Origin of the sequence: Salinibacillus aidingensis (genome assembly GCF_039522525.1) — a bacterium.
GTDB lineage: Bacteria > Bacillota > Bacilli > Bacillales > Alkalibacillaceae > Salinibacillus > Salinibacillus aidingensis.
In genome coordinates this window covers 1-14,176 of the sequence record NZ_BAAADO010000001.1, presented here as the reverse complement: position 1 = coordinate 14,176, position 14,176 = coordinate 1, and the positions used below count along the sequence as shown (strand labels likewise).

17 protein-coding genes and 1 riboswitch are annotated in these 14,176 nt (G+C 39.0%); of the genes, 16 read left to right on the top strand and 1 reads right to left on the bottom strand.

The window, feature by feature from the left end; translation table 11 throughout:
• The first annotated feature begins 244 nt into the window (after positions 1-244).
• The 14 genes from eutH (at position 245) to ABD006_RS00020 (ending at position 10,308) form a co-directional block, all read left to right on the top strand.
• Complete coding sequence (eutH, locus tag ABD006_RS00085) at positions 245-1,357, top strand: ethanolamine utilization protein EutH (RefSeq protein WP_343836190.1); 1,113 nt, start codon at positions 245-247, stop codon at positions 1,355-1,357.
• A 2-nt stretch (positions 1,358-1,359) separates the two neighbouring features.
• The gene (locus ABD006_RS00080; RefSeq protein ID WP_343836188.1) at positions 1,360-1,485 is read left to right on the top strand and encodes a hypothetical protein; all 126 of its coding nucleotides are present in this window, start codon (positions 1,360-1,362) and stop codon (positions 1,483-1,485) included.
• Positions 1,486-1,531: 46 nt separating this feature from the next.
• A complete protein-coding gene (locus ABD006_RS00075) occupies positions 1,532-2,032 on the top strand; it encodes a GNAT family N-acetyltransferase (protein ID WP_343836186.1) in 501 nt (166 codons plus the stop codon).
• A gap of 230 nt (positions 2,033-2,262) precedes the next feature.
• Positions 2,263-2,664, top strand: coding sequence for a nuclear transport factor 2 family protein (locus ABD006_RS00070; protein ID WP_343836185.1), 402 nt, complete (start codon positions 2,263-2,265; stop codon positions 2,662-2,664).
• A 4-nt stretch (positions 2,665-2,668) separates the two neighbouring features.
• Positions 2,669-3,172, top strand: coding sequence for a GNAT family N-acetyltransferase (locus ABD006_RS00065; RefSeq protein ID WP_343836183.1), 504 nt, complete (start codon positions 2,669-2,671; stop codon positions 3,170-3,172).
• Between the two features lie 26 nt (positions 3,173-3,198).
• On the top strand, positions 3,199-3,501 hold the full coding sequence (locus ABD006_RS00060) for a hypothetical protein (RefSeq protein ID WP_343836181.1): 303 nt from the start codon (positions 3,199-3,201) through the stop codon (positions 3,499-3,501).
• 704 nt (positions 3,502-4,205) lie between these two features.
• Positions 4,206-4,748: a site-specific integrase gene (locus tag ABD006_RS00055; RefSeq protein WP_343837704.1), complete on the top strand. Its 543-nt coding sequence runs from the start codon at positions 4,206-4,208 to the stop codon at positions 4,746-4,748.
• A gap of 63 nt (positions 4,749-4,811) precedes the next feature.
• Positions 4,812-4,919: riboswitch (TPP riboswitch) on the top strand.
• 95 nt (positions 4,920-5,014) lie between these two features.
• Positions 5,015-5,701, top strand: coding sequence for a thiaminase II (gene tenA / locus ABD006_RS00050; protein ID WP_343836179.1), 687 nt, complete (start codon positions 5,015-5,017; stop codon positions 5,699-5,701).
• A gap of 41 nt (positions 5,702-5,742) precedes the next feature.
• Positions 5,743-6,366, top strand: coding sequence for a thiazole tautomerase TenI (gene tenI / locus ABD006_RS00045; RefSeq protein WP_343836177.1), 624 nt, complete (start codon positions 5,743-5,745; stop codon positions 6,364-6,366).
• The gene (gene thiO, locus ABD006_RS00040; RefSeq protein WP_343836175.1) at positions 6,360-7,484 is read left to right on the top strand and encodes a glycine oxidase ThiO; all 1,125 of its coding nucleotides are present in this window, start codon (positions 6,360-6,362) and stop codon (positions 7,482-7,484) included. The genes tenI and thiO overlap by 7 nt, the downstream gene beginning before the upstream one ends.
• Before the next feature lie 13 nt (positions 7,485-7,497).
• The gene (thiS, locus tag ABD006_RS00035) at positions 7,498-7,698 is read left to right on the top strand and encodes a sulfur carrier protein ThiS (protein WP_343836172.1); all 201 of its coding nucleotides are present in this window, start codon (positions 7,498-7,500) and stop codon (positions 7,696-7,698) included.
• 1 nt (position 7,699) lies between these two features.
• The gene (locus tag ABD006_RS00030) at positions 7,700-8,467 is read left to right on the top strand and encodes a thiazole synthase (RefSeq protein WP_343836169.1); all 768 of its coding nucleotides are present in this window, start codon (positions 7,700-7,702) and stop codon (positions 8,465-8,467) included.
• The gene (locus ABD006_RS00025) at positions 8,464-9,486 is read left to right on the top strand and encodes a thiazole biosynthesis adenylyltransferase ThiF (RefSeq protein WP_343836167.1); all 1,023 of its coding nucleotides are present in this window, start codon (positions 8,464-8,466) and stop codon (positions 9,484-9,486) included. Before ABD006_RS00030 ends, ABD006_RS00025 begins: the two co-directional genes overlap by 4 nt.
• Positions 9,487-9,753: 267 nt before the next feature.
• On the top strand, positions 9,754-10,308 hold the full coding sequence (locus ABD006_RS00020; protein WP_343836165.1) for a hypothetical protein: 555 nt from the start codon (positions 9,754-9,756) through the stop codon (positions 10,306-10,308).
• 58 nt (positions 10,309-10,366) lie between these two features.
• On the opposite strand, the gene ABD006_RS00015 is transcribed toward ABD006_RS00020, so the two are convergent.
• Positions 10,367-10,621: a DNA alkylation repair protein gene (locus ABD006_RS00015; RefSeq protein WP_343836163.1), complete on the bottom strand. Its 255-nt coding sequence runs from the start codon at positions 10,619-10,621 to the stop codon at positions 10,367-10,369.
• Between the two features lie 151 nt (positions 10,622-10,772).
• Here ABD006_RS00015 and selD point away from each other — a divergent pair, with 151 nt between their 5' ends.
• Both selD and htpG read left to right on the top strand, forming a co-directional pair.
• Entirely contained in the window at positions 10,773-11,822 is a 1,050-nt protein-coding gene (gene selD / locus ABD006_RS00010; RefSeq protein ID WP_343836160.1) for a selenide, water dikinase SelD, read from the top strand.
• A gap of 314 nt (positions 11,823-12,136) precedes the next feature.
• Positions 12,137-14,020 (top strand): molecular chaperone HtpG, encoded by a 1,884-nt coding sequence (htpG, locus tag ABD006_RS00005; RefSeq protein ID WP_343836157.1) that lies wholly within the window; start codon positions 12,137-12,139, stop codon positions 14,018-14,020.
• The last annotated feature ends 156 nt before the right edge of the window (positions 14,021-14,176 follow it).

The following is a 14,176-nucleotide window of genomic DNA, read 5'->3' as shown; positions in this document are numbered from 1 at the left end:
TCTATTGTCACATGAATTAACGGTAGCTAATTTCAGAATCAAGACAAATGTAACAAACTTCTATAAAACACTTTATTTCAGTCTATTTCATAAGCAAACTGGAAAACAAACGAGACTAACTATAGAAAACGCCTAAAACCCTTCATAATCAGATGTATGGGATTTAATAACAAACGATACCGCCATCGTTTCTATCCCGGCTATAGAATAGATTTTAGATTTAAAAAAGAGGAAAGAGGAAAATATGGGTATCAACGACATCATTGTTATTATTGTAGTTTGTTTTCTTATATTAGGTGCAATTGATCATATGCTCGGAAATAAATATGGATATGGCGAGCCGTTTACGGAAGGGTTTATGGCCATGGGGAGACTAACCTTAGCCATGGTTGGAATTATCTCGCTCGCACCTGTTCTGGCTAATGTACTAACACCTGTCATTAAGCCTGTTTACTCCTTCATTGGTGCTGACCCTGCTTCCTTTGTAAACTCCCTTCTTGCCCTGGATATGGGTGGATACGCATTAGCCCGGGAAATGTCACTGTCTCCTGATGCCGAGCTGTTTTCCTGGGTGTTTTTAGGTACTATGCTGGGACCGACGATTGTCTTTACCATCCCTGTTGCACTGGGAATCATCAGAAAAGAGGATCATCCCGTATTTGCTAAAGGAATTCTGATTGGTATGATCACGATCCCTGTAGGATGCTTTGTCGGGGGAGCTGTTGGTGGATTTAATCTGGTGATGATTCTTAAAAACCTGTTTCCTGCAGTGATTCTATCCATGTTTATTGCCGTGGGATTATGGAAAATCCCCAATCAAATGATAAAGGGTTTTAAAATCTTTGGGGAAGTTATCAAAATAATTGCGATTACCGGCTTAACAGCGATTGCTATAGAAACGATGACAGGTTTTATTGTGATTCCCAACATGACACCTGTAACTGAGGGGTTCCAAATTGTCGGAACCATTGCACTGTTTCTGGCCGGAGCTTTTCCAATGGTCACTTTTTTACAGAGAGTTTTAAAGAAACCATTAGGAAAACTTGGTCATTTCCTTAGGGTTAATGAAACATCCATAGCAGGACTAATTTCATCATTTGCTCATCATATCCCGATGTTTATGATCTTTAAAAATATGGATGAGCGGGGAAAAGTGGTAAATGTGGCCTTCGCGGTGAGTGGTGCCTTCGTTTTTGGCGGGCATCTTGGTTTTGTTGCCGGTATCGAGAAAGAAATGGTGTTTGCAATGATCATTGGCAAGTTAACAGGAGGTTTTACAGCCATTCTATTGACATTCTTTTTCATGGGAAATCAAAACAGACAGGGTCAATCCGTTAAGAAAGGGGAGATAACGTAAATATGCTGGGAATAGCTATTTATATTCTATCTTTGTTTATCCTATATGCAGTTGTATCAGCAGCCGTACGTAATGGTATTGACGGTTCCAGATTAGTCAGCTCCTGGAAAAACAGGAAGAAGGCATGAAGACACCGATCATGATTTAGATGATTAACAGATAGGAGATGGAAATATGCATATCAGAACTATTCGTTATAATGACGCAGAACCATTGATGAATTTAATCAGAGAAGTGGAGGCAGAATCTCCTTATATGCTGTATGGAGCTGGGGAAAGAAAGCCAAATCTGAAAAAGCAGAAGGAAATGATTGATCGTATATTAAAAACTGACAATTCTACAGTTTTAGTAGCAGAATTAAACAGTTCATTAGCAGGTTATGCCATGGCTATAGGAGGCAGTTCACCCAGAAATCAGCATTCTGTCCATTTGGTAATAGGCATGTTATCCATACATCAGGGAAAGGGATTAGGTACTCAATTACTTGAAGAACTGGAGAAGTGGGCGGTTGAAAATAAACTTCACCGGCTGGAATTAACTGTCGTAAGTAAAAATTATTCAGCCATTGCGTTATATGAAAAAATGGGATTTATAAGAGAAGGAACGAAGCAGGATTCACTTTATATTGATGGACAACTTTTTGATGAATATTATATGGCAAAGATACTGGCGTAGTTTAAACCATAAATGTGTTCATACATTGCAAAAATTACTTCACTCAGAAAAAGGGGGGATTTACTTTATGTATTTATCTCCTGGAGAAAATATAAAGGACACAAAAGACCACCCAGGAATAAACAGCCAAAAAGCTTAGAAGAGGTAAAAGCAGAAGAAAAGACAAAATCTCAGATTAAAATGAGCTTCTTTTCATCTGGTGATTAGTGTTAATCGAGGTGCATAATAAAATGGATAACTCAATGAATAAAGATCTCAAACAGCAACTGAAAGCGTTAGAAGAAAAACATATAAATTTGGAAGTCCGAAAAAACAGGGACCAATTAGACCGAATACTTTCGGATGATTTTTTTGAAATCGGCAGTTCAGGCAGGATTTTTGGTAAAAAAGAATGTCTTGAGAGTGGTGTTGCTCTAACAGAAATGACGATACATAACTATGAAATCTATCCACTGGCTGCCGGTGCAGTATTATCCATTTATTATATTAGGGATAATACCAGGAAACGAAATACTTTAAGAAGTTCTATTTGGAAACAAATTAATGGCAGATGGCAGCTTTATTTTCATCAGGGAACGAATACAGACCTGAAAATTGGTGATATAACAAACTCAAATAGAGAAGGTGTGTAAAAATATGCCCTATATAAAAACGGATAGACTTACCTTAGTTACGTTTACCGTTGAAATGATGAAAGCCTCATTAGTCAGCAATCGTGAATTAGAAAAGCTCACAAATTTTCATGTTCCTTCAGAGTATCCAATGGAGGTTTATAAAACATTACTCCCTTATAAAATTGATCGATTTAGCCAGTATCCAGAAGAAAATGAGTGGGAAGGTATTCTTCTTCATACCGAAGACCATGTCATTATTGGAGATATGGGATTTAAGGGTGGACCAGATGAAAATGGAGAGATGGATTTAGGCTATAGCATTCTTCCAAGTTATCAAGGGAATGGCTATGCAACCGAAATGGCAATGGCAATTGTTCAGTGGGGTTTTCAACAGCCAAAAGTTAAGAAAATTACAGCTAGCTGTTCAGATCAGAACCATCCTTCTTTGCGAGTGTTAGAAAAGGCAGGTTTTAAACCAACTAGAAAAAAGAACAATGAAATCTATTGGGTTATTGATGATCTGTGATAAATAAAACTTCAAGGAGGATTCATATGGACATATTATTCCTTCTAGCAGCAATTTTTGTGTTATTGTTCGCTTTGAAGAGATTGTCAATGATTACTTTTGCCGAGGATGATACTGTTTTAAAAGCGGTGAAACATAAAGCTCTCTCACTGTTTTGGGTTGTTTTGATCATATCGGCGTTTATTTATATTCCCTATAAGGTCTGGGTATTAACGGGTCGTTCTCATTATTGGGACGGAGCATACATCATAGGTGGAACGGCACTATTAACGATCATCATTAGTTTTGTTTTTTATTATAAAATATCTTCCATAAGAATTTTTCGCTAGTAAAGAATAGCAAAGGACTTAACATATCCCTAAAATATGTTAAGTCCTTTATTTTATCACGCATTAACTGGCTGTAATCCCCCCACTTCAGGTCTAGAGGGTAACCCAACAAGACGTGGGGATAAACGGCCAGTAAATTCCTGATAAGTTCAGATAAGTTCAACTAACCATCAGTGGGGGATGGAGAAAACCCCCACTGATGGAAGTTTCACTTTATGGATTGAAGAAAATGTAAAGAAACAAATTCTTTATTATGTTTCATTATGAAAACCCAATGAAAGCTTTATATAATAACTATTTAACAGGTTGACCATAAAATAGTATTATATGGTATAATACATATTGAAGAGATTCGTTCATGAATTTATTGGTAATCAAAGATTCTATAATGGGAAAAAAACATTATATTTGTAAAACTATGGCAGCAACTTAAAGGCCATTCTCGCAAAATGAGATGGGGAACAGGTCGTCAGATTTCGATTCATTTCCACAGAGAGCTTACATAAAATGGGGGTGAGAATGTGAATAAAAAACCTTATGCAGAACACGTTTATTTAACAGATGGAGAATATATGTATTTAGTCAACAAGTACGGCGAATATGAATTAAATAGAAAGATTGAAAAATTAAATCAATCCAAAAAACGGAATCCTAAAAGAAAAGAAAATATTAAATCTGATTTCCATGCCATCATAAGTAAGGGAATGCAGACAGTGGAGCCTATTCGGGACCGGCTGTTAATTGAAGAAATGAAACAGGAGTTAAGAAAAACTTCAGAGCGAAACTACTTTTTATTCGTTATGGGAATCAATACCGGACTGCGTATCAGTGACCTGTTGCCACTTCAGGTGAAGGACGTCAGAAACCAAACTCATATTACGCTTAAAGAAACGAAAACGAGAAAAAATAAGCGTTTTTTATTAAATGCTGAATTGCGGGGCATTATTGCTGATTATATACGTGACAAGGAAGATGACGACTATCTCTTTCCTTCCCATAAAACCGACTTACCTCTGCAACGGGTTCAGGCCTATAAAGTATTAAATCAAGCAGCGAAAACAGTGGGGATCCAAAATTTTGGAACCCACAGCCTGCGTAAAACGTTTGGTTTTTGGCATTACACCATGAACAGGAATGTTGCCTTGCTGCAGGATATTTTTAATCATTCCTCTCCTGAGATTACCCTTCGTTATATTGGGATTAATCAGGATATTGTTGACCAAAGTCTGGAGCATTTTAGTCTGTAATTTTTTAAATGATGTTGACAATTTGGTAAACCATGGTTACGATAATACAAAATGAATAGTTTTACGGACCACTAGGGGAGCCTTCAAAAGGCTGAGATTAAAGTCCGGACTTTAAGACCCTTGGAACCTGATCCAGTTTATACTGGCGTAGGAAAGTGGAGTGCTGTATATATCCATAAGTGTATACAACAACCACTTTCTTTACGCGAGGTAAGGGAAGTGGTTTTTTATTGGTTAAAAAATTTATTGGAGAGGAGAGTTTTTGTATGAAGTTTTCCGAGGAGTTAAGACAGGAAGCAGATCGTTATTGGGAGGCAAGCTTTGAACATGCATTCGTAAAAGGAATTGGGGATGGAAGTCTGCCTCTGGAAAGGTTTCGTTATTATGTCATGCAGGATTCGTATTATCTATCGCACTTTGCCAAGGTTCAATCACTGGGAGCCGCGAAGGCCGCTGATTTATTTACCACGAATCGTATGGCCAATCATGCCAGTGGAACTTATGAAGCTGAGATGGAATTGCATCGTACATTCAGTGAATTATTAAATATTACAGAAGAGGACCAGAAGCAATTTATTCCTTCCCCAACCGCTTACGCCTATACATCCCATCTTTATCGAGCTGCCTATAGTGGGCACCTGGGCGATGTGATTGCTGTCATTCTTCCATGCTACTGGCTTTACTATGAAGTGGGAGAAAAGCTAAAAGATCATACCCCTGACGAGCCAGTTTATCAGAAATGGATTGAGGCGTATGGCGGTGAATGGTTTAAGGGATTAGTGGATGAACAAATTGATCGTCTGAATACCATTGCTGACCAATGCACAAAGGAAGAACGTGAACGAATGAAACAGCATTTTGTGATCAGCAGTGCTTATGAATATTCGTTTTGGGAAATGGCTTACAATCAGGAGCAATGGCCACTACAGGCAAGTGTGTCTTCTAATCTATAAGGAAAATCATAAAATATGGTAACCAGGATGGGGATAGAGTGATGGGTACACGAAATGAAATACATGCGATTTCAACTGGAAAACAGTCTATTGAAAAACTTACAGCCATCGCAGCAACGATTCATCCATTTGTAGATGCGATACATATTCGTGAAAAGTCCAGGTCAGCAATTGAAATCTATCATATTGTGGAGAAATTAGCAGATAAAGAGGTTCCTTTATCTAAAATCATCATCAACGACCGTGCGGATGTGGCCTCAGCGTGCAAAGTAAATGGTGTGCACCTTGCCCATCACTCACTTCCGATTCGACCTGTAAAAAAACAGTTTCCCGGCTTAAGGGCGGGATATTCCTGTCATTCACCGGACGAAGCATTAACAGCGGAACAGGAGGGAGCCGATTACCTTTTCTATGGTCATGTGTTTCCGACAAAATCAAAGCCGGGCCTGCCACCTAAAGGACTGGACCAGCTAAGGGAGGTCTGCAGACTTGTTCAAATTCCGGTTATAGCCATAGGGGGAGTGAATGTGGAAAATCTCCAGGATATTAAACTGGCAGGTGCCAGAGGTATTGCCGTTATGTCGGGGTTTTTTGAGGCTGCAGATCCATATCAGGCAGCTAAACAGATGTTTCAAGTAATGAATAGAACAGGGGGGATATGGTGAAGAAATATGATGCCATTGTGATTGGTGGAGGAGTGATGGGAGGATCCACAGCTTTTCAACTGTCGAAAAAGGGGTACAGGACTTTAGTTTTGGAAAAAGATCAATTGGGAGGGAAAGCCTCCTCAGCAGCAGCCGGAATGATTGGAGCTCAAGTTGAACTTGACTCTGATAGTCCCATGTTTCAATTGGCACGGGAAAGTCGTAAACAATTTCCTGAATTGGCTGAGGAAATTAAAGATTTAGCCGGAATTGATATCGGTTTTCGGAAAAATGGGATGCTGAAAATGGCTTTTACAAATGAAGAGAGAGAAAAATTTCTGAAAATCATTGAAACTCAACAGCAATTAGGTGAACAGGTTGATTGGCTTACACCTGAAGAAGTCATAAATAAGGAACCGCTGCTATCAAGTAGTTTGAAAGGAGCCATGTACATTGAAGGAGATGGACAGGTATCTGCTCCTGATTTCACGATGGGATTGCTTAAATCCGCTGCTGCTTTAGGGACAGATTTAAAAGAATATTGTGAAGTTAAGGGCTTCCTGAGAGAAGGAAATCGGGTTATAGGAGTTTCAACCAATGAAGGAAACTTTTACAGTCATTCGGTAGTTGTTACAGCCGGGGCCTGGACGACACAGCTCATCCAGGAGTCAGGATTGGATTTAAAAGGCTATCCAGTTAAAGGCGAAAGCTTTTCTGTTATTACGCATAAACCACTGCTTACACATACGATTTTCAGTTCTTCCTGTTATATCGTTCCGAAAACAGGTGGCCGGCTGATCATTGGTGCTACTGTAAAACCACATTCATTCAGCAGGTCGGTATCTGTAGAAGGGATTGCTCAATTAATGGAAGAAGCAAAATTCATTTTACCTTCCATTAAAGAAACAGAATGGAAGAAAGCATGGGCAGGTACACGCCCTCAATCATTGGATGGACTCCCATATTTAGGAGAGCATCCTGAGTGGTCACATTTATTCATTGCCAATGGACATTTCCGAAATGGCATTTTACTTTCTCCTATTACAGGAATGATTATCACAGATTTAATTGAGAGAAAGAAAACGATTACGGATGTGGAGCCATTTCGAATTGACAGATTATTTCAGCAGGTTAAGTAAGGAGGGCTTAACTATGCAATTACTTATCAATGGTGATTATATGGAAATTCCGTCTGAGATTGATTCAGTTTCAAGCCTGTTAAGTTATCTTAAGCTTGATGACAAGGTAGTTGTTGTAGAACTGAACGGAAAAATTCTGGAAAAAGAAAATCAGAGTCAGTCCTTGTCTGATGGGGATAAACTGGAACTCGTACACTTTGTCGGAGGTGGTTAATATGCTAAAAATTGGTCCTTATGAATTTTCATCGAGATTGCTATTAGGAACGGGTAAATATCCCGATTTTGAAACCCAAAAAGAAGCCGTAAATGTGTCGGAAACAGAGATCCTTACATTTTCAGTCAGAAGAATGAATATCTTTAAGCCTGATCAGCCGAACTTTCTGGAAAAAATTGATGTGGAAAAGTACAGTCTTCTGCCAAATACAGCGGGGGCAAAAACAGCAGACGAGGCTGTACGTACTGCGAAATTGGCCAAAGCAAGCGGATTGTGTGATATGATTAAGGTAGAAGTGATTGGGGATGAAAAGACTCTGTTACCGGACCCCGTTGAAACATTAAAAGCATCTGAAGAGCTCCTGAATGAAGGATTTATCGTCCTGCCTTACACCTCGGATGATGTCATGTTAGCCAGCCGGTTGGAAGAACTGGGCTGTCATGCCATTATGCCTGGAGCATCTCCAATAGGTTCTGGCCAGGGAATTATCAATCCTTTGAATTTAAGCTTTATCATTGAAAAAGCAAATGTGCCTGTCATTGTCGATGCAGGGATTGGAAGTCCTAAAGATGCAGCTATGGCTATGGAGTTAGGTGCTGATGGGGTTCTGCTAAATACAGCCGTTTCAGGAGCTGAACATCCTGTGAAAATGGCCAGGGCGATGAAGCTTGCAATAGAAGCGGGCCGTTTGGGATATGAAGCAGGACGAATCCCCAGGAAACGTTATGCAACAGCAAGCAGTCCAACAGAAGGGATGAGTATTGGGTGACAGAAAGATATTCACGACATGAAATATTTGCACCAATCGGAAAAGACGGTCAAGAAAAAATACGACAAAAGCATGTTCTTGTCATTGGTGCTGGAGCCCTTGGTACCGCCAGCGCCGAAGCATTAGTACGTGCAGGTGTAGGAAAACTGACCATTGTTGACCGGGATTATGTGGAATGGAGTAATTTACAGAGGCAGCAGCTTTATGACGAGAGTGATGCTGAAGATCGATTGCCTAAAGCTGTTGCAGCTAAAAGACGATTGAGTAAAATTAATTCGGATGTTGATATAGAAGCGCATATCATGGATGCTTCTCCAGAAGAATTAGAGCAGTTAGTCGAACAGGATATCCATCTGATTATGGATGCCACGGATAATTTTGATATACGACTGATGATTAATGATATTTCTCAAAAAGCACAAATTCCGTGGATATACGGAGCCTGCGTGGGGAGCTATGGGATTACTTATACCATATTGCCAGGAGAAACCCCTTGTCTCCACTGTTTGCTTGAAAATGTCCCCATGGGTGGGATGACATGTGACACTGTAGGGATTATAAGCTCGGCTGTGCATATGGTTGTTTCCTATCAGGTTACGGAAGCTTTAAAAATACTGGTGGAAGATTATGAGTCATTAAGGAAGAAGCTGGTCTCCTTTGACCTATGGCATAATCAGCATACAGCAATCAAGGTAGATAAATTAAAAAAGGATGATTGTCTCTCCTGTGGTAAAAAGCAAACCTATCCGAACCTTTCCTATGAAAATCAGACAAAAACGGCTGTTTTGTGCGGACGGGATACTGTTCAAATTCGACCTTCCAGTCCGGGTGATCGCAACCTGGATGATTTATCAAATATCCTGGGGGAACAGGGGGAAATCCAAACCCAGAATCCTTTTCTATTATCCGTTTTGATTGATCAGCACCGAATGGTTATTTTTAAGGATGGGCGAGTGTTAATTCATGGTACGAAGGATATAAACGAAGCAAAAAGTGTATATCATCGGTATTTAGGGTGATTAGTCGAATTCAATCAAACGTTTGTTTGAATTTTGTCGAATATATAAGGATGTTTGTAAGGAACTAGCCTGGATTCGTGCAGGTCAGTTCCTTATTTATCGCCGTAACCCCCTCACTGATAGAAGTTTCACTTTATATTTATACACCGTAGTAAGTAAATATATTATTTCGAATTTTGCACCTAGTAAAACATTTCACCAAGTTGTTTACTTTTACAATTTTAAATCGTAAACTTCTAAATGGAATATAAAAAGGGGGAGAACTATATGAAAAAACTATTTATGCTACTTATTTTTGTACTAGTCTTATCTGTTGCGACAGCATGCGGCAGTAATGGGGAGGATTCATCAACAGAAGATACAAATGCCTCCGGGGAAACAAAAGCTGCTGAAGACTCTGAGTCAACAGAGAATGCAGATGACACTGGAGCACTACTGAAAAATCATGTTGGGATTGCCAACACAATCCGTGCTGAGTATACAGCGGTAAATGACTATATTTCAGCCCTGGACAGTGAAGACATAGATGCTGAGACACTAAAAGAAGACGCAATTACAGCAGCTGATGAAGCCATCAGTAAATTAGACTCCTACGAGCTGGTTGAAGCTGATCAACTTACAGATCAAACAGTTGATACATTTAAGTCAGCAGTAAAAGATGTAAAAGCCGCTTTTGAAGCCTATAAATCTGCCATTGAGTCCGGAAATAATGATTTTAAGGAAGCAGAGGATAAAATTGCTGTTTATACCGAAAAATTAGCGCCAGTCTTTGAAGCAGCAGGACTAAGCAGTAGTGCTGATCTGGCAACGGAACTTCAATAGTTAGCATAAAAAAACAAGCCTGAAACGGGCTTGTTTTTTTATGCAATTAAGAAAAGGCCTATGAATTTTTTTGATCATATTCCGCATGTTTAATAAACGTTTGTTCATCTTCAATCAAACCGCACACACCACATTGTACCTTATAGTCCGGGCCATTATAAGAGACATGCATAACCCCTGTATTTTCATTGCTGAACTCCTCAAGAACATCACCAGTTTGCGGGTCCAGCTTCATCGGAGTTGCAACCTGTTCAATAAGATTGAAACGGGACTTATTCGTTTTGCAATTGGGACATAAATACGGACCTGGCATGTTTACCACCTCCATGGTATAGAATTCCCAAAGGTTTCATTTTAATGTGTTACAATTAGTAAGTACCGTTTTGGATGCACCTGATTTACTAAAGAAGGTGTGCTTTTGTATAATAAAAGTTGACTACCTTCATAAGAATGGAGGGATATAGATGTCAGATGAAGAAATTTTTAAACTAACTTCAATGACAACTAAAGGTGGCTGAGGATGTAAAATTGGTCCAGAAGACCTGTCGCAGGTTCTGCGGCATTTACCTGAAAACGAGCCCAATCCGAATTTACTGGTAGGATTAGATACAGCTGATGACGCAGGGGTATATAAAATAAATGATGATACAGCCCTTGTTCAGACTCTTGATTACTTTACACCTATTGTGGATGATCCATATATGTTTGGACAGATCGCTGCAGCAAATGCTCTTAGTGATGTATATGCTATGGGCGGAAAACCAATTACGGCCATGAATATTGTAGGTTTTCCGGTTAATACATTAGATAAAAGTATTTTAGCTGATATTTTGGCCGGTTCTTCAGATAAAGTCAGAGAAGCTGGCGCAGCACTGGTCGGAGGACATTCGATCGATGATCAGGAGCCGAAGTTCGGCCTTTCCGTAACTGGTACTGTCCATCCGGATAAAATACGTACTAACGTAGGAGCAAAGCCGGGTGATCAAATTATCCTGACAAAGCCAATTGGTGTAGGAATCTTAACCACAGCAATCAAAAGAGATCTGCTTGGTACAGATGATGTTGATCAAGTGATGAATGTAATGGCTACTTTAAACAAAGAAGCGGCAGAAATTATGGAGGACTATGAGGTGCATGCCTGTACAGATGTAACCGGCTTCGGTTTATTAGGACATACCAGCGAAATGGCTGAAGGTAGTCAGACAGGAATAACCTTAAAGATGGATCAAATTCCTGTTTTACCTAAAACCCGTGAGTTAGCTAAACAGGATGTCGTGCCAGGTGGCTCTAAGAAAAATCACAAATGGTTAAGTGATCGAGTGGAATATGATTCTTCCATTAGTGAAATTGATCAGATTATACTTTGTGATGCCATAACTTCTGGAGGACTGTTAATAGCTGTTCCGGAAAAGGATGCAAAAGAAATACAGTCCAAGCTTGAGAAAAAGGATGTTCAATCAGCAATTATCGGGGAAGTAACCGAATCTAATCCAGGAAAAATCCAAGTGATTTAACTTAAACAGGCTCAATAGAATTGTTAGTGAAAAAGCATACCAAGTCGCTAAGCGTTTTGGTGTGCTTTTTCCTTTTAATATAGAGTCGTTGAAGAACAATACCATTTATAAACACAGGTTAAATGGTTTTTACAGCCATTTATTAATTTATCTATCATTATCTCATCAATAATGAAATGCTTTCAGATTAAGGGATGATTGACAGCCATTTCTATTTATGATATTTAATTATTGTTAGCATTTTAAGTCAGTGAGTGCTAAAGGAATAATAAACAAATTAATAAGATTGATGATAGAAGAAGGGAGAGATAATCATGGAAAAACGAGAATTTCAGGCTGAATCCAAGCGCCTGCTGGAAATGATGATTAACTCGATTTACTCTAAAAAGGAAGTCTTTTTACGTGAGTTAATTTCAAACGCCAGCGATGCGATTGATAAAATCTATTACAGAGCCCTTTCGGATGATTCCTTGACCTTTGAGAAAGATCAATACTACATCAAAGTGGAAGCTGATAAGGACCAGCGTACATTGACGATTAGAGACACGGGAATCGGAATGACCAAAGAAGAACTGGAAAATAATTTGGGAACCATTGCTGAAAGTGGCACCCTTAACTTTAAGAATGAAACTGAGATTGAAGATGGCCATGATATCATCGGTCAGTTTGGTGTAGGATTCTATGCTGCGTTTATGGTTGCAGACGTTGTAACTGTGTATACCAAGTCTCTCGAGAGTGACAAAGCCTGGAAATGGCAATCTGAAGGGACAGAAGGTTACACGATTGAAGAATATACGAAAGAAGGTCCTGGAACTGTCATCGTGCTAAACATTAAGGAAAATACAGAAGATGAAACGTACGATGAGTTTCTCGAACAACATCGTCTTCAGGACATTATAAAAAAATACTCTGATTTCATCCGTTATCCAATTAAAATGGATATAACTGAAGAGCGCCCTAAAGAAGACAATGAGGAAGAGCTGGAGAAGGTTACAGAAGAACAAGTGGTTAATAGTATGGTCCCTATTTGGAAAAAGAACAAAAACGAATTAGCCAAAGAAGACTATGAGAATTTTTATAATGAAAAACGGTATGGTTTCGACAAACCACTTAAACATATGCACATTCAGGTAGACGGAACCATTCGTTTTGACTCTATTCTCTATATCCCAGAAAGTATACCGTTTGATTATTATACACAGGACTATGAAAAAGGACTTGAGCTTTATTCAAATGGTGTCCTCATTATGCATAAATGTGCTGATTTATTGCCGGATTACTTCAGTTTTGTGAAAGGCCTGGTTGACTCTGAAGATCTGTCACTGAATATCTCCCGTGAAATGCTGCAGCAGGATCGCCAGGTCAGACTCATCCAGAAAAATCTAAACAAAAAGATTAAAAATGAATTGAAGAAAATGCTGAAGAATGACCGGGAAAACTATGAAAAATTCTTTGAAACCTTTGGCAGACAGCTTAAATTCGGTGTTTATAATAATTTTGGACAAGACAAAGAAACACTACAGGACTTGCTGTTGTTCTACTCTTCAAAGGAGAAAAAGCCAGTCAGTCTGGATGAGTATATTTCCAGAATGCCGGAAGACCAGAAGTACATTTATTATGCAACAGGAGATTCCATTGACCGCATTGAAAAACTGCCGCAAACGGAGCTTGTGCTTGACAAAGGATATGAAATTTTATATTTCACCGAAGAAGTAGATGAATTCGCGATTAAAATGATAAACATGTATAACGACAAAGAATTCAGATCTGTCTCCAGTGGTGATTTAGGCATAGAAGATGAAGAATCTAAAGAGGAAACCGAAAATGAGGAGAAGGAAAATAAGGAACTCTTTGACAAAATGAAGGAAGTTCTATCTGGAAAAGTAAAAGATGTGAAAGTTTCGAAGCGATTGAAATCACATCCTGTATGTCTGACCGCGGATGGAGAAATTTCCATTGAAATGGAAAAAGTCATCAGTCAAATGCCGGATAATCAGAACATTAAAGCGGACAAAATTCTCGAGATTAACGCCAACCATGACGTGTTCCGCTCCTTACAAACAGCATTTGCTAACAATGATGAAGAAACATTACACCTTTACACCAATCTCTTATACAACCAGGCATTACTCATCGAAGGGTTACCTATTCAGGACCCTGTTGAGTTCACCAATGATATTTGCAAGGTAATGGCTTAAAATTAGAAACAAAAAGACTCTCCAGAATGATCAAGATGGAGAGTCTTTTTTAGTGAAAAGGCTCTAAAATATATGTTGGGGTACAGAAAAAATTCAGACAAATAAAAACACGCAATCTCCTAATTTTGTTAGACTTTGTTTAGACCAATAAACAAA

Bases quoted from the DNA above. Each gene is read 5' to 3' on its own strand.
- ABD006_RS00030 (WP_343836169.1), top strand. From the start codon at position 7,700: ATGCTAAAAATTGGTCCTTATGAATTTTCATCGAGATTGCTATTAGGA.
- tenI (WP_343836177.1), top strand. From the start codon at position 5,743: ATGGGTACACGAAATGAAATACATGCGATTTCAACTGGAAAACAGTCT.
- eutH (WP_343836190.1), top strand. From the start codon at position 245: ATGGGTATCAACGACATCATTGTTATTATTGTAGTTTGTTTTCTTATA.
- ABD006_RS00065 (WP_343836183.1), top strand. From the start codon at position 2,669: ATGCCCTATATAAAAACGGATAGACTTACCTTAGTTACGTTTACCGTT.
- tenA (WP_343836179.1), top strand. From the start codon at position 5,015: ATGAAGTTTTCCGAGGAGTTAAGACAGGAAGCAGATCGTTATTGGGAG.
- htpG (WP_343836157.1), top strand. From the start codon at position 12,137: ATGGAAAAACGAGAATTTCAGGCTGAATCCAAGCGCCTGCTGGAAATG.
- ABD006_RS00015 (WP_343836163.1), bottom strand. From the start codon at position 10,621: ATGCCAGGTCCGTATTTATGTCCCAATTGCAAAACGAATAAGTCCCGT.
- ABD006_RS00075 (WP_343836186.1), top strand. From the start codon at position 1,532: ATGCATATCAGAACTATTCGTTATAATGACGCAGAACCATTGATGAAT.
- ABD006_RS00055 (WP_343837704.1), top strand. From the start codon at position 4,206: ATGCAGACAGTGGAGCCTATTCGGGACCGGCTGTTAATTGAAGAAATG.
- ABD006_RS00060 (WP_343836181.1), top strand. From the start codon at position 3,199: ATGGACATATTATTCCTTCTAGCAGCAATTTTTGTGTTATTGTTCGCT.
- thiO (WP_343836175.1), top strand. From the start codon at position 6,360: ATGGTGAAGAAATATGATGCCATTGTGATTGGTGGAGGAGTGATGGGA.
- thiS (WP_343836172.1), top strand. From the start codon at position 7,498: ATGCAATTACTTATCAATGGTGATTATATGGAAATTCCGTCTGAGATT.
- ABD006_RS00080 (WP_343836188.1), top strand. From the start codon at position 1,360: ATGCTGGGAATAGCTATTTATATTCTATCTTTGTTTATCCTATATGCA.
- ABD006_RS00020 (WP_343836165.1), top strand. From the start codon at position 9,754: ATGAAAAAACTATTTATGCTACTTATTTTTGTACTAGTCTTATCTGTT.
- ABD006_RS00070 (WP_343836185.1), top strand. From the start codon at position 2,263: ATGGATAACTCAATGAATAAAGATCTCAAACAGCAACTGAAAGCGTTA.